The following is an 18,847-nucleotide window of genomic DNA, read 5'->3' on the forward strand; positions in this document are numbered from 1 at the left end:
CGGCACCCGCACCGCATCTTGGAGGACACTGGCATGCTGACTATCAAAAACATAGCAAAGAGCGCAGGCGGAATGCGCGCCCGGGCCGTTTTCTGCCTGAGCCTGGCTGCCGCGCTGGCGGGCTGCTCCGTGCTGCCCGATCCGCCCAAGCGCGCCGAGGTGTACGACTTCGGCCCCGGCCTGCCGACGGTGGCCTCGCCCACCGCATCCGCCGGCGCCGCCACGGCGACGCCCGCGGCCTTGCCGCCGCTCGCGCTGGCCGAGGTCTCCACCACCGGCATGCCCGAAGGCAGCACCGCGCTGCTCTACCGGCTCGACTACGCCAACGCCCAGCAGCTGCGCCCCTATGCGCAGACGCGCTGGAGCCAGCCGCCCGCGCAGCTGGTGCAGCAGGCGCTGCGCGACGAGCTGGGCCAGCGCCGCGCCGTGCTGCTGGGCGAATCGGGCGTCGGCCAGCTGCTGGACAACGGCCGCCCGCCCACCGTGGTGCGCGCGCAGCTGGAGGAATTCAGCCAGGTCTTCAGCGCGCCGGGCACCAGCACGGGCCTGGTGCGCCTGCGGGTCTCGGTGGCCGATTCGACCACCGCCGGCGAGAAGCTGGTGGCCCAGCGCGTCTTTACCGTGCAGCGCCCCGCGCCCACGGCCGACGCGGTGGGCGGCACGCGCGCGCTGGCCGAAGCCGCTCGGCAGGCCTCGGCCGAGGTCGAGCGCTGGCTGGAGCAGCTGGGCCGCTGAGCGCGCCGCCGCACCGGCGAATGGATCAAGAAAAAGGGGCGCCACTGGCGCCCCTTTTGCCTTTTCATTGCGGCCTCCGCTCTGCCGCTCAGAAGCTGTGCCGCAGCGTCAGCGCAACGTTGCGCGGTGCGCCCGGCAGGTTCAGGTTGGCGTTGCTGCCGTGGGCCGAGACGATGTAGCGCCGGTCGAAGAGGTTGCGCAGGTTCAGCTGCAGCGTGGTGGCGCGGTCGATGCGGTACTGCGCCATGGCGTCCGCCACGGTGTAGCCGGGCAGGGTGACGGTGTTGCCCGGGTTGGCGAAGCGCGCACCCACGTAGCTCACGCCGCCGCCCACGCTCCAGTCCGCGCCCAGCGCCTGCGTCACCCAGGCCGAGAGCGCCTGGCGCGGCGTGATGGTGGCGCGCTTGCCCTGCACCGGCTGGCCTGCGTCCACCGTGGTGGATTCGGTCACGCGCGCATCCAGGTAGGCGTAGCTGACCGTGGCCTGCGTGCCCGGGCGCAGCTCGCCCGCCAGCGACAGCTCCAGCCCGCGCGTGCGCTGCGTGCCGATGGGGATCAGCACCGTCGGGCGGGACGGGTCGGTGGACTTGATGCCCGTGCGTTCGAGCTGGAAGAGCGACGCGGTGGCCGTGGCGCGGCCATCCAGCAGGTCGAACTTGCCGCCGATCTCGTAGTTGGTGCTGCGTTCGGGCGCCACGTCGGCGTTGGCCGCCGTGAGCGCGAACATCTCGCCCGAAGGCTGGTAGGAGCGGCTGACCGATGCGTAGTACGACTGCACGCTGTCGGGCTGCCACACCAGGCCCAGGCGCGGGCTCCAGGTGGTGTCGGTGCGGGCGAAGTCGCCCTGGCCCGGCAGGCGGTTGTCGGAAGACTGGCCGAAGCGGTCGTAGCGCAGGCCGGCCAGCACCTTCCACTGCGGCGTGAAGGTGATCTGGTCCTGCACGTAGAAGCCGCGCGTCTTGTAGCGGTTGAGCGTGCTGCCGCTGAGCTTGCCGCCGCCGTCGAGCGGCACCACCGGCAGCACCGGGTTGAGCAGGTTCACGGTGGCGACGGTGCCGTCCGAGAAGCTCAGCGCGTCCTTGTTCTGCTGGCCCAGCTCCACGCCGTAGAGCAGCTCGTGCTCGATGCCGCCGGTGCGCAGGTTCTGGATCAGCTCGGTCTGGTTGAACACGCCGTGCTCGAAGCGGTCGATGCCCGAGCGCGTGAGCGCCACGGTGCCGGCCGCCTCGTTGACGGTGCCGCCGGGCAGGGTGTTCTGCCGGTCCAGCTCGTAGTGGTAGTAGCGCAGCGCGTTGCGCAGGCGCAGGCTGCCGTTGAAACGGTGCTCGAAGGTGGCGGTGAAGGAGCCCACGGTGGATTCGGAGGTGTCCGCATCGCGCGCGTTGGCCGAGCCGAAATAGGTGCCGGGGGCCACGTCCACCGGCCGCCCGCGCAGGGCGGGAATGCCGAAGTCCGTCACCCGCTTGTCGCGCAGCCATTCGGCCTGCAGCAGCAGCGAGGTGTTCGCGTCGGGCTTCCAGAGGGCCGAGGGCGCGATCGTCTGGCGCTTGAGGAACTGCTGGCTGCGGTAGCTGTTGGCGTCTTCGGCGGCGCCTGTCAGCCGCCACGACCAGTCGCTGCCGGCCGGGGCGCGGCCCAGGTCGAACTCGCCGCGCCTGTCGGCCCAGCTGCCCACCGTGAGGGCCACGTCGGACACGTTCACGCCCGGCTTCCTGGTCACGCGGTTGACCAGCCCGCCCGAGGAGCCGCGCCCGTAGAGCACGGCGGCCGGGCCCTTGATGACCTCCACGCGGTCGATGTTGGAGAGGTCGCGGAAATACAGCGCGTCGTCGCGGAAGCCGTCCACGAACTGGTCGCCGATGCTGGTGAAGCCGCGGATGCTGACCTGGTCGCGCTGGCCGTCGCCCGTGGACAGGCCCACGCCGGCCACGTTGCGCAGCGCGTCCTGCATCGAGGCCGCGCCCTGGTCGCGCAGCACCTGGCGCGGCACCACGTTGATGGTCTGCGGCACGTCGCGCAGGGCGGCCTCGGTCTTGGTGCCGCTGGCCGAGGTGGGCGCGTTGTAGGCCGCATCGTCCGCGCTGCGGTCGGCCTGCACGCGCACCTCGCGCATCGTGGCCACCGGGGCCGCTGCCGTGCCGGGGGACGGGGCGGGCGCGGCCTGCTGCGCCGATGCCGCGGCGCCCGCCAGGCACAGGGCCGCCAGCGCGCAGGGACGAAGAGAGGCCCGCAGCGGCGGCTTGCGGGAAGCGGAAAGGGTGAACGAGCTGGACATGGTGCAGTGCCGTGAAGGGAAGGTCGTCGGAATCGTGGACACGCCAGCCGTCCGCAGCGGACGCCGGCATGCGCTGGCCGGGCCACCATGGAAATTTCTCCCAATACGCCGCAAGCGCTTATGGATAAAGCGCAGGCTGCTATGGTTTTTGGTGTTGTGGTGGCGCAGCGGCTGCATTGTATTGATATTGCAAATAATTCTCATCAATGTTCTTGTGCTGTCGCAATGCCGCCACGGCAGCGAGGGAAGGGGCCGGCGGGCACAATCGCGGGCCACCGGCCGCCTCGGGGCGGGCCGTGACACCGACTTTTGGGGAAACATCCGATGAGCATCGATCTCGCACGCATCAACACCGAACTGGGCCGCAACGCGCAGGGCCTGGTGGACTGGGCCGTCGGCCTGGGCCGCCCGGCCATCGTCACCACCAACTTCCGCCCGTTCGAGGCGGTGATCCTGCACATGGTCACGCGCGCCCAGCCCGACGTGCCCGTGGTCTGGATGGACAACGGCTACAACACCGAGGCCACCTACCGCTTCGCCGACGAGGTCACCCGCCAGCTGAAGCTGAACCTCAGCATCTACCTGCCGCGCCGCTCGCGCGCGCACCGCGAGGCCGTCGAAGGCCCGGTGCCGGCGCTGGACGATCCGCGCCACGCCGCCTTCACCGAAGAGGTGAAGCTCGAACCCTTCGCCCGCGCGCTGCGCGAGACCGCGCCCCAGGTCTGGTTCACCGCGCTGCGCGCCACCGACACGGCGGTGCGCGCGCAGATGGACCCGGTCAGCATCAACCCCGACGGCCTCGTCAAGGTCGCGCCGCTGCTGCACTGGTCGTCCAAGGACCTCTACGAATACCTGCAGGCCCACGGCCTGCCCAACAACTTCGACTACGTGGACCCCACCAAGGGCGAAGACAACCGCGAATGCGGACTGCACCTGTCGCACTGAGCGGGCGCGGCGCACCGCCGCGTGGCTGATACTCATTTTTCGATAGCAAGGCGTGCCCGGGGCACGCCTTTTTTTCGCCCGTGCTCCGCCTGCCGATCGCCCGGGTGCACCGTAGGCTTGAACTGACGTGGGGTGCGCGGGCGCGCCTACGCTCCGCGGCAGGGGCGGCTTTTAGAGTGCGTCTATCGCATGCAGCAAGGACTTTCCTCCCCGGGGCGAAAGGGCTGAAGCGAATACAGGCAACGCACGAAGGAGCACCATGAACGAAGACACCCTCAAGGGCAACTGGAAGCAGTTCACCGGCAAGATCAAGGAGCAATGGGGCAAGCTGACGGACGACGACCTCGACGTCGCCGCCGGCAAGCGCGACCAGCTCCTGGGCCGCCTGCAGGAGCGTCACGGCCTGGCCAAGGACGCCGCCGAAAAGGAACTGAAGGACTGGGAAGGCCGCAATCCCGACTTCCGCTACGACCGCTGAGCGCCGCGGCGCATTCCCCCCCCCCATACACACAACAAACAACCATCCGGCCGCCTGGCCACCAGCGGGCAGCCGGATGGATGAAGACCCCTTTTTTTACCTGAGGAGATACCCATGAAACACGCCCGCAACCTGCTCGCCATCGTCGCCGCCACCATGCTGGCCACTTCCGCCATGGCCATGACCAGCGCAGAACACAGCGCCGCCAAGGACCGCATCTCGGCCGACTACAAGGTCAACAAGGCCAAGTGCGATGCCCTGAAGGACAACGCCAAGGACATCTGCATGAAGGAAGCCAAGGGCGCTGAAAACGTGGCCAAGGCCGAACTGCAAGCCCAGTACAAGCCCAGCGACAAGAACACCTACAAGGTCGCCGAAGCCCGCGCCGATGCCGACTACGCCGTCGCCAAGGAAAAGTGCGATGACCAGACCGGCGATGCCAAGAAGATCTGCGAGAAGGACGCCAAGGCTGCCCACGTGACCGCCAAGGAAAACGCCAAGGTCGCCCGCGCCCAGGCCAAGCCCTCCGACAACGCCGCCAAGAAGGACGCCAACGTCGCCGAGGTGAAGAAGGAAGCCACGGAAGAAAAGCGCGAAGCCCAGTACAAGGCCGCCAAGGAACGCTGCGACACCATGTCCGGCGACGTGAAGGACAAGTGCGTGGCTGACGCCAAGCGCATGTACGGCCAGTGATGGCCGTGCTCGTCCCCGCCATGCGATAGCTCACCCCGTGTGATTCGCCTGGCCGGACGAGCTTCATGAAGAGGGGGCGGTGTCATCGCCGAATCCTCTGATGACAGGCCCTGCCGATGCAGGGCCTTTTCTTTTCCGGCGCCGGGCGTGACCTGTGCGCGCAGCGCAGGGGCAGGCTGCGATGGCGACCGCACTGCGGGCTCAGGCCCCATCCGCAGGGAGCGGCGCCTCCTCCACGGCCTGCACGAGCCAGCGGCGCACGATGGCTTCCTCCTCTGGCGCGAGGCCCTGAAGCAGCCGCGCCTCCACCGCCGCGACGAGCTTCTTGCAACGCTTGAGCACCGCCTTGCCTTCCTCTGTCAGCGCATTGGTCTGGATGCGTCCATGCCCGGGGTGGGGGCTGCGCGCGATCAAGCCGTTCCGCTGCAGGTTGCTGATGATGACGTTCATCGTCTGTGGCGTCAGCAGCGCCATGCGTGCCAGTTCGGCCCCCGAGGCGCCCGGATAGGCGGCCAGCATGGTCAGGACGGAGAACTGCGGCAGCGTCACGCCGTCGGCGAGCAGTGCCCGCTCCATGCGGGCGCGGTGCGCCGAATGGGCCTGCCGCAAGAGGTAGCCGATGTGCCCATCGATGCCGCGCTTGCCCTCGCCGTGGGCTGGCGTGGCGGAGTCGATCGCAGCTTGGCGGGGCTTGCTCATGATGTCAGGGTTCGAATATGATGGGTTGTCAGAGTTCTGATCTTATCTGCCCGCCATGACGACAATCTCCGCCCCCATCGCCGCCCCTGGCCCTGCGCTGCCTGCCTGCGAGCCACGTATCGGCTGGCAGACATTCGAGCAGGCCGTTCCTGGCGCCAGCGATGCATTGCGCAGCCTGAGCCGGGCCGTCGCCGACGCAGGCCTGGAGCACCGGCTCGCCGAACTGGTCAAGGTGCGCGTCTCGCAGATGAACGGTTGCGCCTTCTGCCTGCATCTGCATCTGAACTGGGCTCGCAAGGCGGGTGTTCCGGATTCGCAGCTGGACATGCTGGCGGTGTGGCACGAAGCCCGTGGTTTCGGCCCTCGTGAGCGCGCCGCCCTGTCCTGGGCGGAGGCGCTGACCCGCATGGAGCGCTCCTCCGTGGACGATGCCACCTATGCTGCGGCTGCCGATGCATTCACCCCGTCTGAACTGGCTGCGCTGACGACGGCCATCGCGGCCATCAATGCCTGGAACCGCATTGCCGGTGCCTTGCGCTTCATGCCCGTCACCGCCCAAGGCTGAAGGGATTGCAGGACGTGCCCGCAGGTTTCCGAGCCAGGACGCTGAAGCATGACCGTCTCCCGTCCGCTGCGGGAGGCTCAGCCACCCCCGTGATCTGGATCAAAGTTCCCTCCGCGACTCATCCCTAAGCTGGCGCCATGGCCTCGCCACCATCGGTGGGCCGCTGCAAGAAGGATGGGGAAAGCCATGGCTGGATTGGAATGGTCGGACGGATTGGCGCTGGATCTGCCCCTGATGGATACCACCCATCAGGAGTTCGTCGCACTGCTGGCAGCCGTGCAGGAGGCCGACGATGCCGCGCTGCTGCCTGCCTGGCATGCGCTGGTCGTGCACACGGTGGCGCATTTCGGCCAGGAAGACCGCTGGATGCAGAGCACCCGCTTCGCGTCCGGCAACTGCCATTCCATGCAGCACCGCGTGATCCTGCAGGTGCTGGGCGAAGGCACGGAGCGAGCCGAGAAGCACGGCGAACTGAACGTGCTGCGCGCCATGGCGTCGGAGCTGGCGATCTGGTTTCCGCAGCACACGCAGAGCATGGACGCTGCGCTGGCGCTGCACCTGCGCCGCGTGGGGTTCGATCCTGTCACCGGAGTGGTCGCCGCACCGGCCGAACTGCCCGAGACGCTGATCGAGGGCTGTGGCGGCGCGTGCTCCAGCGGTAGCGGTGGCGACGAAGCCCACCACCGCGCCGGGGCTGCCGGCACCGCGCACCACGACGCCGTGCCGGCCTGACCGAGCGGCACGCCTTGGCGGTGCGCCCGGGCAGGCGCGCAGGCCTGCGCCGCCGTCAGCGCGCCACCAGCACCGGAAACAGCTTGCCCAGCCCGTCGGCCATCACCTCCACGGCCAGCGCCGCGAGGATCAGGCCCATCAGCCGGGTCATCACGTTGATGCCGGTCTTGCCCAGCACGCGGGCGATGGGCTCGGCCAGCGAGAAGCACAGCGCCGTGGCCGCCGCGATGACCACGCCGTAGCCCACCAGCGCCAGGTGCTGCCACACGGTCTGGGCTCGGTCGGCGTAGATCACCACGGTGGACATGCTGGCCGGGCCGGTCAGCAGCGGAATGGTGAGCGGCACCACGGCGATGCTGTCGCCCTGCGCGGCCTTTTCTGCGCCTTCTTCCAGCTCATTGGTCATCGGCTTGGCTTCGGCCGGCTGGGCGTTGAGCATGTTCATCGCGCTGATGAGCAGCAGCAGGCCGCCGCCCACCTGGAAGCTCTGCAGCGAGATGTTGAAGAACGCCAGGATCTGCAGTCCCAGCAGGGCGCAGGCGGCGATCACGCAGAAGGCGCTGAAGGCGGCCACCTGGATGGTGCGGCGCCGCTGCGCCGCCGAAAAGCCGGTGGTGTAGTGGATGAAGAAGGGCACGATCGCCAGCGGGTTCACGATCGCGAGCAGGGCGATCAGCGGCTTGATCCAGTCCATCAGCGGCCTCCGGAGACTTCCAGGAAGGACATGGTGGTGTAGGGCGAGGCATCGCCCATCAGCCACACGATGGCCTCGGCCACTTCCTCGGCGGAGCCGCCGCGCCCCATGGGCACCTGGTGCGCCAGGTCGCGCACGCGGTCGGGCAGGCCGCCGCTGGCGTGGATCTCGGTCTCGATCAGCCCCGGGCGCACGGCGTTCACGCGGATGCCCTCGGCCGCCACCTCGCGCGCCAGGCCCAGGGTCAGCACGTCGATGGCGCCCTTGGCCGCCGCATAGTCCACGTACTGCCCGGCCGCGCCCAGCCGCGCCGCCGCGCTGGAGACGTTGACGATGCTGCCGCCCGCGCCGCCGTGCCGGGTGCTCATGCGGCGCACGGCTTCGCGGGCGCAGTAGAAGCTGCCCAGCACGTTGATGTCGAACATGCGGCGCAGGCGCTCGCCGCCCATTTCGTCCACGCGGGCGGGCACGTCCACCACGCCCGCGTTGTTGACCAGCGCGCCCAGGCGGCCCCGGTCGCCCAGTTGCTCATCCACGGCGGCGAACATCGCCATCACGTCGGCCTCCACGGCCACGTCGCCCTGCACCGCGATGGCCGTGCCGCCCGCTGCGGTGATCTGCCGCACCACGGCCTGGGCGGCATCGGCATTGCGGGCGTAGTTGACGGCCACGGCCCAGCCCTGGCGCGCCGCCAGCACGGCGGTGGCTGCGCCTATGCCGCGGCTGCCGCCGGTCACGAGGGCTATTCGGTTGCTGTCGTTCATGTGCCGTCTCCTGCTGCAAGAATGAGGGGCGCCGCGGGGCTGGCGGGCCGTGCTGCACGGCATTACAGCATCGCGGGCCCGAGCGCTCCGGCCGCTGGCCGCCGCGCCCTCCATCTTCCCTGCTTTTCCCCTCTCATCACCGCCTGTCAAGGAGCCAAGTCCATGGGCCAGTTCGTCGATCTCACTTCCGCTGATGGTTTCACCGTACCCGCCTGGGTCGCAACGCCCGAAGGCACGCCGCGCGGCGCCGTGGTGGTGCTGCAGGAAATCTTCGGCGTGAATTCGCACATCCGCAGCGTGGCCGAGCGCTGGGCCGCGCAGGGCTACGCCGCCGTGGCTCCGGCCATGTTCGCGCGCGTCAAGCCCGATGTGGAGCTGGGCTACAGCGCGCAGGACATGGAAGACGGCATCGCGCTCAAGGCCCAGGCCGAGGCGCTGCCGGGCGCGGGCGTGCTGCCCGACATCCAGGCCGCCATCGAGCATGCCGCGCAGCTGGGCGGCGGCAAGGTGGGCATCGTGGGCTTCTGCTGGGGCGGCCTGCTCGCCTGGCGCGCGGCCTGCGAGCTGCAGGGCCTGTCGGCCGCGCTCTGCTACTACGGCGGCGGCATGACGATGGGCGATGAAGTCAAGCGCCAGCCGCGCTGCCCGGTGCTGGCGCACTTCGGCCGCCGCGACCACTTCATCACGCTCGACTCGGTTGAGGCCTTCGGCCGCGCCCATCCCGAGGTCGAAATCCACCTCTACGACGCCGACCACGGCTTCAACTGCGACCAGCGCGGCTCCTACGAAGCGACCGCCGCCGCCACGGCCGCCGAGCGCTCGCAGGACTTCTTCGCACGCCACCTGCGCTGAGCGAGAAGCCCGCAGCCGGGCGCCCGGCTGCGGAGTGCGTCAAAATCACGCCCATGAACGCGCTCAACATCGCCGAATACACCCACAGCCTGGGTCTGCAGGCAAAAGCCGCCTCTGCCTTGATGGCACGGGCGCCTGCTGCTATTAAAAACAAAGCGCTGCTGGCGCTGGCCCGGCGCCTGCGCGAGAGCGTGGATGCGCTGCAGGAGGACAACGCCCGCGACCTGGAGCGCGCCCGCGCCGCAGGCCTGGCCGAGCCCATGGTGGACCGCCTCAAGCTCAGCCCCAAGGTGCTGGAAACCTGCGCCCAGGGCTGCGAGCAGCTGGCCGCCATGCCGGACATCATCGGCGAGATTCTGGGCATGAAGCAGCAGCCCAGCGGCATCCGCGTGGGCCAGATGCGCGTGCCCATCGGCGTGTTCGGCATGATCTACGAGAGCCGCCCGAACGTGACCATCGAGGCTGCGAGCCTGAGCATCAAGAGCGGCAACGCCTGCATCCTGCGCGGCGGCTCCGAAGCCATCGATTCCAACCGTGCCCTGGCGCTGCTGGTGCAGGCGGCGCTGGCCGAAGCCGGCCTGCCCGAAGACGCGGTGCAGCTGGTGCAGACCACCGACCGCGAGGCCGTGGGCCAGCTCATCGCCATGCCCGACTACGTGGACGTCATCATCCCGCGCGGCGGCAAGGGCCTGATCGAGCGCATCAGCCGCGATGCCAAGGTGCCCGTCATCAAGCACCTGGACGGCAACTGCCACACCTACGTCGATGACCCCTGCGAAGTGGCCATGGCCGTGAAGGTGGCCGACAACGCCAAGACGAACAAGTACAGCCCCTGCAACGCCAGCGAAGGCCTGCTGGTGGCGCGCGGCGTGGCCGCCGAATTCCTGCCCCAGATCGGCGTGGTCTATGCCGCCAAGGGGGTGGAGATGCGCGGCTGCCCCGAGGCGCTGGCCCTGCTGGCCGACGTGCCCGGCGCGCTGCTGGCGCCCGCCACCGAGCAGGACTGGTCCGAGGAATACCTCGCGCCCATCATCAGCATCAAGGTGGTGGACGGCCTCGACGAGGCCATTCGCCACATCAACCGCTACGGCAGCCACCACACCGACGCCATCCTCACGCGCGACCACATGCACGCGCAGCGCTTCCTGCGCGAGGTGGACTCGGCCAGCGTGATGGTCAACGCCAGCACGCGCTTCGCCGACGGCTTCGAGTACGGCCTGGGCGCCGAGATCGGCATCAGCACCGACAAATTCCACGCCCGCGGCCCGGTGGGCATCGAGGGCCTGACCTCGCTCAAGTGGGTGGTGCTGGGCGAAGGCGAAGTGCGCGCCTGAACGTGACCCCCCCTCTTGAGGCGCGGGCGCCCGCCCGCCGTGCCGGAGCCCGCGCATGAAGATCATCATCCTGGGCGCCGGCCGCGTGGGCCACAGCGTGGCCGAGAGCCTGGTCTCCGAGCAGAACGACATCACCGTCATCGACACCGATGCCGAGCGCCTGCGCGATCTGGAATCGCGCTTCGACCTGCGCGGCGTGGTGGGCAACGGCATCGACCCGCAGGTGCTGGCCGAAGCCGGCGCCCGCGATACCGACCTGCTCATCGCCTGCGCCGCGCAGGACGAGACCAACCTGGTCTGCTGCAAGATCGCGCAGCTGCTCTTCAACGTGCCCACGCGCATCGCGCGGGTGCGTTCCTCCGGCTTCGATGCCGAGCAGGGCGAGCTGCTGCTGGGCAAGGACGGCTTCGGCGTGGACCGCATCATCTGCCCCGAGGAGTCGCTCACCCGTTACATCGCCAAGCTGGTGGAATTCCCCGAGGCGCTGCAGGTGCGCCAGTTCGCCGGCGGCCGGGCCTGCCTGGTATCGGTGCGGGCGCGGCAGGGCGCGCCCATGGTGGGCATGCGCATCGCCGCCATGCGCGAATCGGCGCCCGAGGTGGCCATGCGCATCGTGGCCATCTACCGCCGTTTCCCCGAAGAGCCCGACCGCTTCATCGCCTGCGAGGGCAGCACGCGCGTGGAGCCGGGCGACGAGGTGTTCGTGCTGTCGGCGCGCGAGCAGATCCCGCAGGTGCTGGCCGCGCTGCACCGCCGCGGCGACCAGCCCGCGCGGCCGGTGCGCCGCATCATGGTGGCCGGTGGCGGCCGCGTGGGCCAGCGCCTGGCGCGGCAGCTGGCGCAGCAGGGGCGCTTTCACATCAAGATCATCGAATCGAACGCGGAGCGCTGCCAGAGCCTGGCCGCGCAGCTGCCTTCCGACATCCTGGTGCTGCAGGGCGACGCCACCGACGAGGACCTGCTGGGCGACGAGGGCATCGAGGAGGTGGACCTCTTCCTGGCCCTGACCGGCGACGACGAAGACAACATCATGGCCAGCCTGCTGGCCAAGCGCATGGGCGCGCGGCGCGTGCTGGCGCTCATCAACCGCCGCAGCTACGCCGACCTGATGCACGGCACGCAGATCGACATCGCCCTCTCGCCCGCGCAGGCGCTGCTGGGCGAGCTGCTGGCCTATGTGCGGCGCGGCGACGTGCAGGCCGTGCACAGCCTGCGGCGCGGCGTGGCCGAGGCGCTGGAGATCGTGGCGCGCGGCGACCGCAAGAGCTCGCGCGTGGTGGGCCGCAAGGTCAGCGAGATCCACCTGCCGCCCGAGGTCCACATGGGCCTGATCGTGCGCGGCCTGCGCGACGACGGCGGGGCGGACGCGGTGGGCGATGCGCAGCCCGAGGTCATCATCCCGCGCAGCCACACGGTGATCGAGAGCAACGACCACGTGGTGTTCTTCCTGCCCAACAAGCGGCTGGTGCGCGACGTGGAGAAGGTGTTCCGCGTGAGCGCCACCTTCTTCTGAATCCGGCGGGCCATGGCAGACATCCTTCCCGTCCTGCGGGTGCTCGGCGTGCTGCTGTGCATGTTCGGCATCTCCATGTCCGTGCCGCTGGCCGCCTCGTTGTGGCGCCACGACGGGCTCTGGAGCCTGTATGCGCTCTCGATGCTGGCGACGTGGCTCGCGGGCGGCGTGCTCTGGCTGCAGACCCGCCACCACAGCCGCGAGCTGCTGCCGCGCCACGGCGTGATGCTGGTGTCGCTGGTGTGGGTCGTGCTGCCGCTCTTCGCGGCGCTGCCGCTGCTGCTGGCCACGCACCAGCTGGGCCGGCCGCTGTCGTTCACGCATGCGTATTTCGAGGCCGTCTCGGGCCTCACCACCACCGGCGGCACGGTGATGACGCAGCTCGACACGCTGCCGCTCTCGGTCAACCTCTGGCGCACCTTCATGCAGTGGATCGGCGGCATGGGGATCCTGGTGCTCGCCGTGGCCGTGCTGCCCCTGCTGGGCGTGGGCGGCAGCCAGCTCTTCAAGGCCGAGGCGGCCGGCCCGGTGAAGGACACCAAGCTCACCCCGCGCATGACCGAGACGGCCAAGGGCCTCTGGGGCGTCTATGTGTTCTTCTCGGTCGCCTGCGCGCTGGCCTACTGGGCGGCCGGCATGACGCCCGAAGACGCGCTGATGCACATGTTCACCACGGTCAGCCTGGGCGGGCTGTCGTCGCACGACCTGAGCTTCGCCCACTTCCGCTCGCCGCTGCTCGAAGCCATCGCCGTGGTGTTCATGCTGCTGGCCAGCTGCAACTTCGCGCTCTATTTCGTCGCCGTGCGCAAGCGCACGCTGCGCGGCTTCTGGCGCGATGCGGAGATGCGCGCGACCATGGTGGCGCTGATCGGCGGGGGGCTGGTGGTGGCGCTGCTGCTGTGGGCCAAGAACGTCTATACGCTGTCCGACGCGCTGCGCTACGGCATGTTCCACGTCGTCTCGGTGGCCACCACCACGGGCTTCGCCACCACCGACTATCTCGCCTGGCCGGTGTTCGCGCCCATCTTCATGCTGCTGCTCTCGGGCGTGGCGACCAGCGCGGGATCGACCGGCGGCGGCATCAAGATGGTGCGCATGCTGATCCTGCTCAAGCAGGCGCGGCGCGAGCTCACGCGCATCGTGCATCCGCGCGCGGTGCAGCCGGTGCGCCTCGGCGACGCGGTGGTGGATCCGCGCATGATCTTCTCGGTGCTGGCCTTCATGCTGGTCTATGGCGCCACGGTCATCACGCTCAGCATGGTGCTGCTGCTGACCGACCTGGACCCGGTCACCGCGTTCTCGGCCATCCTGGCCAGCGTGCACTGCATGGGGCCGGGCCTGGGCCAGCTGGGGCCGGCGTCTTCCTATGCGGTGCTGACCGACTTCCAGCTCTGGGTCTGCAACCTCGCCATGCTGCTGGGGCGGCTGGAGATCCTGAGCTTCATGGCCCTGCTCACGCCCGCCTTCTGGCGGCGCTGAGCGGGCGACGGGCGGGCCACGGCCGGGCGAGGCGGCCCGGGCTTGCGGATTCCGCATCCGGCCCCACGTGTCCTCCCTACAATCCCCGGCATCGATCCATTTCCCCGCCAATCCCCCGAGGGCTTCCATGGTTCCGCATCTCATCACCGCCCTCACGGGGCCCATCAACGAGCTTGAACAGCGCATCCTCGACTCGATGCCGGCCATCGAGCGCTGGTTCCGCCTGGAGTGGATGGAGCACACGCCGCCGTTCTACACCTCGGTGGACATCCGCAACGCCGGCTTCAAGCTGGCGCCGGTGGATACCAACCTCTTTCCCGGCGGCTGGAACCACCTGACCAACGAGATGCTGCCGCTGGCCGTGCAGGCGGCGATGGCGGCGATCGAGAAGATCTGTCCCGAGGCGCGCAACCTGCTCATCATTCCGGAGAGCCGCTGCAACAACACGTTCTACCTGTCGAACGTGCTGCAGCTGCAGCGCATCTTCAACATGGCGGGCCTGAACGTGCGCGTGGGCTCCATCAGCCCCGAGATCAAGAAGTCCACCGTGGTCACGCTGCCCCATGGCGAGACGGTGACGCTCGAGCCGGTCATCCGCACCAAGGGCCGGCTGGGGCTCAAGCACTTCGACCCCTGCACCATCTTGCTGAACAACGATCTTTCGGCTGGCGCGCCCGGCATCCTGGAAGACCTGCACCAGCAATACCTGCTGCCGCCGCTGCACGCGGGCTGGACCGTGCGCCGCAAGAGCCGGCACTTCCAGAGCTACGAAGAGGTGTCCAAGCGCCTGGGCAAGCTGCTGGGCATCGACCCCTGGCTCATCAACCCGCTCTTCAGCCGCTGCGAGAGCGTGGACTTCGACGACGACGCCAGCATGGAGGTGCTGCGCAGCGCCGTGGACGCCCAGCTGACCAAGGTGCGCCGCAAGTACAAGGAATACGGCATCAACGAAAAGCCCTTCGTCATCGTCAAGGCCGACAACGCCACCCAGGGCATGGGCGTGATCACCGTGCGCGACGCCAAGGACCTGGACGGCCTGAACCGCAAGGCACGCCACAAGCTGGCCGGCATCAAGGACGGCCAGACCGTGCACGACCTCATCATCCAGGAGGGCGTGCTCACCCGTGAGCGCGTGCACGAGGCCGTGGCCGAACCCGTGGTGTACATGATGGACCGCTACGTGGTGGGCGGCTTCTACCGCATGCATGCCGAGCGCGGCGTGGACGAGAACCTCAACGCCCCCGGGGCCAGCTTCGTGCCGCTGGCCTTCAAGCACAGCACCCAGATGCCCCAGCCCGGCGCCCGCCCCGGTGCCAGCGCGCCCAACCGCTTCTATATGTATGGCGTGGTGGCGCGCCTGGCCATGCTGGCCGCCAGCTACGAGCTGGAAGCCACCGACCCTGAGGCAGAGGTGTACGACTGAGCCGCCGGCCACTCGCAGCGCATGCCATGAGTGGGCGCTGCAAGCCAGGGGAATTGTGTGTAGTTGTTGCAGTGCAACACGCCATTCCCGAGCAATGCGCCTTCAGGGCCCCGGCGCACAATAGCGGTCCCCGCAAGAACAGCAACCCGGCGGCGCCGGCAGGCGTGGCCGGGCCTCCATAGTGCAAAGCTCCAAATCCTCGCTCGCAGCGCTCACGCTGGGCGCCATCGGCGTCGTGTATGGCGACATCGGCACCAGCGTCCTGTACGCGGTCAAGGAAGTATTCGGTTCCGGCCATGTGCCGTTCACGCCCACCAACGTCTATGGCGTGCTGTCCATCCTGTTCTGGACGCTCACCGTCATCGTCTCGATCAAGTACGTGGTGCTGGTGCTGCGCGCCGACAACAAGGGCGAGGGCGGGCTGATCGCCATGCTGGCGCTCGCCTCCCAGGCGGTGAAGGACAAGCCCCGGCTGCGCGCGGCGCTGCTGGGCGTGGGCATCTTCGGCACCTGCCTGTTCTATGGCGACGGCGTCATCACGCCGGCGATTTCCGTGCTCTCGGCCGTCGAAGGCCTCGAAGTGGTGTCGCCGCACTTCCGCACGGCCGTGATTCCCCTGACGCTGGTCGTGCTCTTTTGCCTGTTCGCGGTGCAAAAGCGCGGCACGGCGGGCATCGGCCGGTACTTCGGGCCGGTCACCCTGGTGTGGTTCTGCTCCATCGCGGCACTGGGCGTGCCGCACATCGTGGGCCACCCGGAAATCCTGGGCGCCATCAGCCCGCACCATGCGCTGCGCTTCATCTGGAACAACCCGGGCATCAGCTTCATCATCCTGGGCGCGGTGGTTCTGTGCGTGACGGGGGCCGAGGCGCTCTATGCCGACCTGGGCCACTTCGGCAAGAAGCCCATCCGCCTGGCCTGGTTCGGCGTCGCCATGCCGGCGCTCGTCACCAACTACTTCGGCCAGGGCGCGCTGCTGCTGGCCCAGCCCGAGGCGGTGAGCAATCCCTTCTTCCTGATGGCACCCGACTGGGCGCTGGTCCCGCTGGTGGTGCTGGCCACCATGGCCACGGTGATCGCATCCCAGGCGCTCATCACCGGCGCCTTCAGCGTGACCAAGCAGGTCATCCAGCTGGGCTACCTGCCGCGCCTGAACATCCTGCACACCAGCGTGCGCGATACCGGCCAGATCTACATGCCCTTCGTGAACTGGGGGCTGTTCGTCGCCATCGTGCTGGCCGTGGTCATGTTCCGCTCCAGCAGCAACCTGGCGGCGGCCTACGGCATCGCGGTGACGCTGGACATGCTGATCACCACCGTGCTCACCTTCTTCGTCATCCGCTATGGCTGGCGCTACCCGCTGGTGCTGTGCCTGCTCTCCACCGGCTTCTTCTTCCTGGTGGACTTCGCCTTCTTCACCTCGAACCTGCTCAAGCTGTTCCAGGGCGGCTGGTTCCCGCTGATGATCGGTACCGTGCTGTTCATGCTGATGATGACCTGGAAGCGCGGGCGCGAGCTGCTCAACGACAAGCTGCGGGAAGAGTCGCTGGACCTGCGCGACTTCCTCACGGCCGTGTTCATCAGCCCGCCGACGCGGGTCGAAGGCACGGCGGTGTTCCTCACCGCCGAGACCGGCTCCGTGCCCAACGCGCTGCTGCACAACCTCAAGCACAACAAGGTGCTGCACAAGCAGAACCTCTTCGTCACCGTGCGCAGCCACGAAACCCCGTGGATCGGCCTGGACAAGCGGCTGCAGGTCGAGCCGCTGGGCAGCGACTGCTGGCAGGTGGTCGTCCACTACGGCTTCAAGAACGACCCCGACCTGCCCAGGGCGCTGGAATCCATGCGCGGCCGGGGCTGCGAGCTCGAATCCATGACCACCAGCTACTTCCTGTCGCGTGACGTGGTCATCCCCACCATCGGCAGCGGCATGGCGCCCTGGCGCGAGAAGCTCTTCGCCCAGATGCACCACAACGCCAGCGGCGCGGCGAGCTTCCTGAACCTGCCCAGCAACGCCGTCGTGGAGCTGGGTTCCAAGATCGAAATTTGAGTGCGTGGCCCTGGCGCTGAGCGCGGGGGCCTTGCTGATTCCGTGTGGGGTCGGCCGGATTCAGGGCGTTTTCAGACTTGAGCCCTGATCACCTCTGCGCAGTCAGCTATGAAATCGATAGCGTTTGCCCGTTCATGTCCCGCGGCCAGCCCTTGTCCGGCAAGGCGGCGCCACTTGTGCAACAGTACGGATAGCGGCGCCCCAGGCGCCGGCCCGAACCTCTCTCCGGATGACCATGCATTTCCTCTTCATCGCCGACCCCATCGAGCAATTCAAGATCTACAAGGACACGACCTTCGCCATGATGCGGGAGGCGCAGCGGCGCGGCCACACCCTGGCGGTGTGCGAACCCCGGCACCTGCACTGGGAACGGGGAGGGCGCGTGACCGCTACCGTGCAGGACATCACGCTCACCGGCCATCCTGAAGAGTGGTACAGCGCCCAGGCCCCCAAGGCTGCGGCCCTGGCCGATTTCGGCGCGGTGCTGATGCGCAAGGACCCGCCCTTCGACAGCGAATACTTCTACGCAACCCATCTGCTGGAGCAGGCCGAGCGCGATGGCGCGCGCGTCTTCAACAAACCGCGTGCGCTGCGGGACCATCCCGAAAAGCTGGCGATCATGGAATTCCCGCAATTCATCGGCCCCACGCTGGTCACGCGGGATGCGCAGGACATCCGCCGCTTCCATGCCGAGCATGGGGACATCATCCTCAAGCCGCTGGACGGCATGGGCGGCATGGGCATCTTCCGGGTCAAGTCGGACGGCCTCAACCTGGGCAGCATCATCGAAACCCTGAACAAGGACGGCGCCGAAAGCGTGATGGTCCAGAAATTCCTGCCGGCGATCGCCGAGGGCGACAAGCGCGTGCTCATCATCGGCGGCAAGCCGGTTCCTTATTGCCTGGCGCGCATCCCCCAGGGCAGCGAAGTGCGCGGGAACCTGGCAGCAGGTGGCAAGGGCGTGGCACGCCCCCTGACTCAACGCGACCAGGAGATCGGCGAAGCCTTGGGCGCGGTTCTCAAGGAGCGGGGCCTGCTGCTGGCGGGTGTGGACGTCATCGGCGACTGCGTCACCGAGATCAACGTCACCAGCCCCACCTGCTTCCAGGAGATCCATGACCAGACCGGGTGCGATGTGGCCTCTCTCTATATAGATGCGCTGGAAGAGGCCCTGCAGGGAGCCTGACAGCGCAGCGCGAAAAAATTGCGCCAGATGGCTGAAATCGTCTTGAAGTTGTCATACACTAGCTCTCTTGGCGCAGTCGGGGCAACGAAAGGAGCTTCGGAGGTGTTGAGAAAAAAGGTTGGTTTTGAGTTGCGGCTGGTTGAAAAATCGGTGTAGAATTCAAGGCTCCGCTAAACGGGGTTGGTTGCTGATGCGATCGGTTCTGTGAAGTGAAAATAAAGACCTTCGGTCTTGACGGTGTTTAAAAAATGCTGTTATAATCGAGGGCTTCGCTGAAAGCGGTTTGCGAAAGCAAGTTGATTAAAGCGAATAACCTTCAAGTTTGACAGGACTTTAAAAAACCTGTTAGAATTCAAGGCTCTGCTGATCGCAGCAAAGCTTGAAAGAAAAGAAGAGATTCTGATCTTTCGGTTCCTTAAAAATATACAGC

The 18,847-nt window shown here is 68.0% G+C and carries 17 protein-coding genes; 13 read left to right on the top strand and 4 right to left on the bottom strand.

Going from position 1 to position 18,847, the window contains the following annotated elements:
• Positions 1-33: 33 nt before the first annotated feature.
• Positions 34-735: an ABC-type transport auxiliary lipoprotein family protein gene (locus BM070_RS04885; protein WP_092938166.1), complete on the top strand. Its 702-nt coding sequence runs from the start codon at positions 34-36 to the stop codon at positions 733-735.
• An 88-nt stretch (positions 736-823) separates the two neighbouring features.
• Here BM070_RS04885 and BM070_RS04890 read toward each other — a convergent pair whose 3' ends face one another.
• Positions 824-3,010 carry a TonB-dependent receptor gene (locus BM070_RS04890; RefSeq protein ID WP_092938063.1) on the bottom strand — a complete coding sequence of 729 codons (2,187 nt, stop codon included), beginning with the start codon at positions 3,008-3,010 and terminating at the stop codon, positions 824-826.
• Positions 3,011-3,334: 324 nt separating this feature from the next.
• On the opposite strand from BM070_RS04890, the gene BM070_RS04895 reads away from it, so the two are divergent.
• From BM070_RS04895 to BM070_RS04905, 3 genes are all read left to right on the top strand, one after another.
• Positions 3,335-3,955, top strand: coding sequence for a phosphoadenosine phosphosulfate reductase domain-containing protein (locus BM070_RS04895; RefSeq protein ID WP_092938065.1), 621 nt, complete (start codon positions 3,335-3,337; stop codon positions 3,953-3,955).
• A 259-nt stretch (positions 3,956-4,214) separates the two neighbouring features.
• On the top strand, positions 4,215-4,433 hold the full coding sequence (locus BM070_RS04900; RefSeq protein WP_092938067.1) for a CsbD family protein: 219 nt from the start codon (positions 4,215-4,217) through the stop codon (positions 4,431-4,433).
• A gap of 114 nt (positions 4,434-4,547) precedes the next feature.
• Positions 4,548-5,126 (top strand): hypothetical protein, encoded by a 579-nt coding sequence (locus tag BM070_RS04905; protein ID WP_092938069.1) that lies wholly within the window; start codon positions 4,548-4,550, stop codon positions 5,124-5,126.
• A 201-nt stretch (positions 5,127-5,327) separates the two neighbouring features.
• Here BM070_RS04905 and BM070_RS04910 read toward each other — a convergent pair whose 3' ends face one another.
• Entirely contained in the window at positions 5,328-5,825 is a 498-nt protein-coding gene (locus BM070_RS04910; protein WP_092938071.1) for a MarR family winged helix-turn-helix transcriptional regulator, read from the bottom strand.
• A 55-nt stretch (positions 5,826-5,880) separates the two neighbouring features.
• On the opposite strand from BM070_RS04910, the gene BM070_RS04915 reads away from it, so the two are divergent.
• Together BM070_RS04915 and BM070_RS04920 are read left to right on the top strand one after the other, a co-directional pair.
• The gene (locus BM070_RS04915; protein WP_092938073.1) at positions 5,881-6,390 is read left to right on the top strand and encodes a carboxymuconolactone decarboxylase family protein; all 510 of its coding nucleotides are present in this window, start codon (positions 5,881-5,883) and stop codon (positions 6,388-6,390) included.
• Positions 6,391-6,576: 186 nt separating this feature from the next.
• Positions 6,577-7,122, top strand: coding sequence for a hemerythrin domain-containing protein (locus BM070_RS04920; RefSeq protein ID WP_092938075.1), 546 nt, complete (start codon positions 6,577-6,579; stop codon positions 7,120-7,122).
• Between the two features lie 55 nt (positions 7,123-7,177).
• Here the strand turns inward: BM070_RS04920 and BM070_RS04925 are convergent, their stop codons facing one another.
• Positions 7,178-7,816: a MarC family protein gene (locus tag BM070_RS04925; RefSeq protein ID WP_092938077.1), complete on the bottom strand. Its 639-nt coding sequence runs from the start codon at positions 7,814-7,816 to the stop codon at positions 7,178-7,180.
• Positions 7,816-8,580 carry an SDR family oxidoreductase gene (locus BM070_RS04930; protein ID WP_092938079.1) on the bottom strand — a complete coding sequence of 255 codons (765 nt, stop codon included), beginning with the start codon at positions 8,578-8,580 and terminating at the stop codon, positions 7,816-7,818. Before BM070_RS04930 ends, BM070_RS04925 begins: the two co-directional genes overlap by 1 nt.
• Positions 8,581-8,742: 162 nt before the next feature.
• On the opposite strand from BM070_RS04930, the gene BM070_RS04935 reads away from it, so the two are divergent.
• From BM070_RS04935 to gshB, 7 genes are all read left to right on the top strand, one after another.
• Positions 8,743-9,432 carry a dienelactone hydrolase family protein gene (locus BM070_RS04935; protein WP_092938081.1) on the top strand — a complete coding sequence of 230 codons (690 nt, stop codon included), beginning with the start codon at positions 8,743-8,745 and terminating at the stop codon, positions 9,430-9,432.
• 53 nt (positions 9,433-9,485) lie between these two features.
• The gene (locus BM070_RS04940; protein ID WP_092938083.1) at positions 9,486-10,766 is read left to right on the top strand and encodes a glutamate-5-semialdehyde dehydrogenase; all 1,281 of its coding nucleotides are present in this window, start codon (positions 9,486-9,488) and stop codon (positions 10,764-10,766) included.
• Between the two features lie 55 nt (positions 10,767-10,821).
• On the top strand, positions 10,822-12,279 hold the full coding sequence (gene trkA / locus BM070_RS04945) for a Trk system potassium transporter TrkA (RefSeq protein ID WP_092938085.1): 1,458 nt from the start codon (positions 10,822-10,824) through the stop codon (positions 12,277-12,279).
• 12 nt (positions 12,280-12,291) lie between these two features.
• A complete protein-coding gene (locus BM070_RS04950; protein ID WP_092938087.1) occupies positions 12,292-13,758 on the top strand; it encodes a TrkH family potassium uptake protein in 1,467 nt (488 codons plus the stop codon).
• A 127-nt stretch (positions 13,759-13,885) separates the two neighbouring features.
• Positions 13,886-15,181, top strand: coding sequence for a glutamate--cysteine ligase (gene gshA, locus BM070_RS04955; protein ID WP_092938089.1), 1,296 nt, complete (start codon positions 13,886-13,888; stop codon positions 15,179-15,181).
• 181 nt (positions 15,182-15,362) lie between these two features.
• A complete protein-coding gene (locus tag BM070_RS04960) occupies positions 15,363-17,231 on the top strand; it encodes a potassium transporter Kup (RefSeq protein WP_092938091.1) in 1,869 nt (622 codons plus the stop codon).
• Between the two features lie 235 nt (positions 17,232-17,466).
• Positions 17,467-18,417 (top strand): glutathione synthase, encoded by a 951-nt coding sequence (gene gshB / locus BM070_RS04965; RefSeq protein WP_092938168.1) that lies wholly within the window; start codon positions 17,467-17,469, stop codon positions 18,415-18,417.
• The last annotated feature ends 430 nt before the right edge of the window (positions 18,418-18,847 follow it).

Origin of the sequence: Paracidovorax wautersii (assembly GCF_900113035.1) — a bacterium.
Classification (GTDB): Bacteria; Pseudomonadota; Gammaproteobacteria; order Burkholderiales; family Burkholderiaceae_C; genus Paracidovorax; species Paracidovorax wautersii.

What these genes read in the sequence shown, in the direction of transcription:
- BM070_RS04885 (WP_092938166.1), top strand. Translation starts at nt 34, where the DNA reads ATGCTGACTATCAAAAACATAGCAAAGAGCGCAGGCGGAATGCGCGCC.
- BM070_RS04890 (WP_092938063.1), bottom strand. Translation starts at nt 3,010, where the DNA reads ATGTCCAGCTCGTTCACCCTTTCCGCTTCCCGCAAGCCGCCGCTGCGG.
- BM070_RS04895 (WP_092938065.1), top strand. Translation starts at nt 3,335, where the DNA reads ATGAGCATCGATCTCGCACGCATCAACACCGAACTGGGCCGCAACGCG.
- BM070_RS04900 (WP_092938067.1), top strand. Translation starts at nt 4,215, where the DNA reads ATGAACGAAGACACCCTCAAGGGCAACTGGAAGCAGTTCACCGGCAAG.
- BM070_RS04905 (WP_092938069.1), top strand. Translation starts at nt 4,548, where the DNA reads ATGAAACACGCCCGCAACCTGCTCGCCATCGTCGCCGCCACCATGCTG.
- BM070_RS04910 (WP_092938071.1), bottom strand. Translation starts at nt 5,825, where the DNA reads ATGAGCAAGCCCCGCCAAGCTGCGATCGACTCCGCCACGCCAGCCCAC.
- BM070_RS04915 (WP_092938073.1), top strand. Translation starts at nt 5,881, where the DNA reads ATGACGACAATCTCCGCCCCCATCGCCGCCCCTGGCCCTGCGCTGCCT.
- BM070_RS04920 (WP_092938075.1), top strand. Translation starts at nt 6,577, where the DNA reads ATGGCTGGATTGGAATGGTCGGACGGATTGGCGCTGGATCTGCCCCTG.
- BM070_RS04925 (WP_092938077.1), bottom strand. Translation starts at nt 7,816, where the DNA reads ATGGACTGGATCAAGCCGCTGATCGCCCTGCTCGCGATCGTGAACCCG.
- BM070_RS04930 (WP_092938079.1), bottom strand. Translation starts at nt 8,580, where the DNA reads ATGAACGACAGCAACCGAATAGCCCTCGTGACCGGCGGCAGCCGCGGC.
- BM070_RS04935 (WP_092938081.1), top strand. Translation starts at nt 8,743, where the DNA reads ATGGGCCAGTTCGTCGATCTCACTTCCGCTGATGGTTTCACCGTACCC.
- BM070_RS04940 (WP_092938083.1), top strand. Translation starts at nt 9,486, where the DNA reads ATGAACGCGCTCAACATCGCCGAATACACCCACAGCCTGGGTCTGCAG.
- trkA (WP_092938085.1), top strand. Translation starts at nt 10,822, where the DNA reads ATGAAGATCATCATCCTGGGCGCCGGCCGCGTGGGCCACAGCGTGGCC.
- BM070_RS04950 (WP_092938087.1), top strand. Translation starts at nt 12,292, where the DNA reads ATGGCAGACATCCTTCCCGTCCTGCGGGTGCTCGGCGTGCTGCTGTGC.
- gshA (WP_092938089.1), top strand. Translation starts at nt 13,886, where the DNA reads ATGGTTCCGCATCTCATCACCGCCCTCACGGGGCCCATCAACGAGCTT.
- gshB (WP_092938168.1), top strand. Translation starts at nt 17,467, where the DNA reads ATGCATTTCCTCTTCATCGCCGACCCCATCGAGCAATTCAAGATCTAC.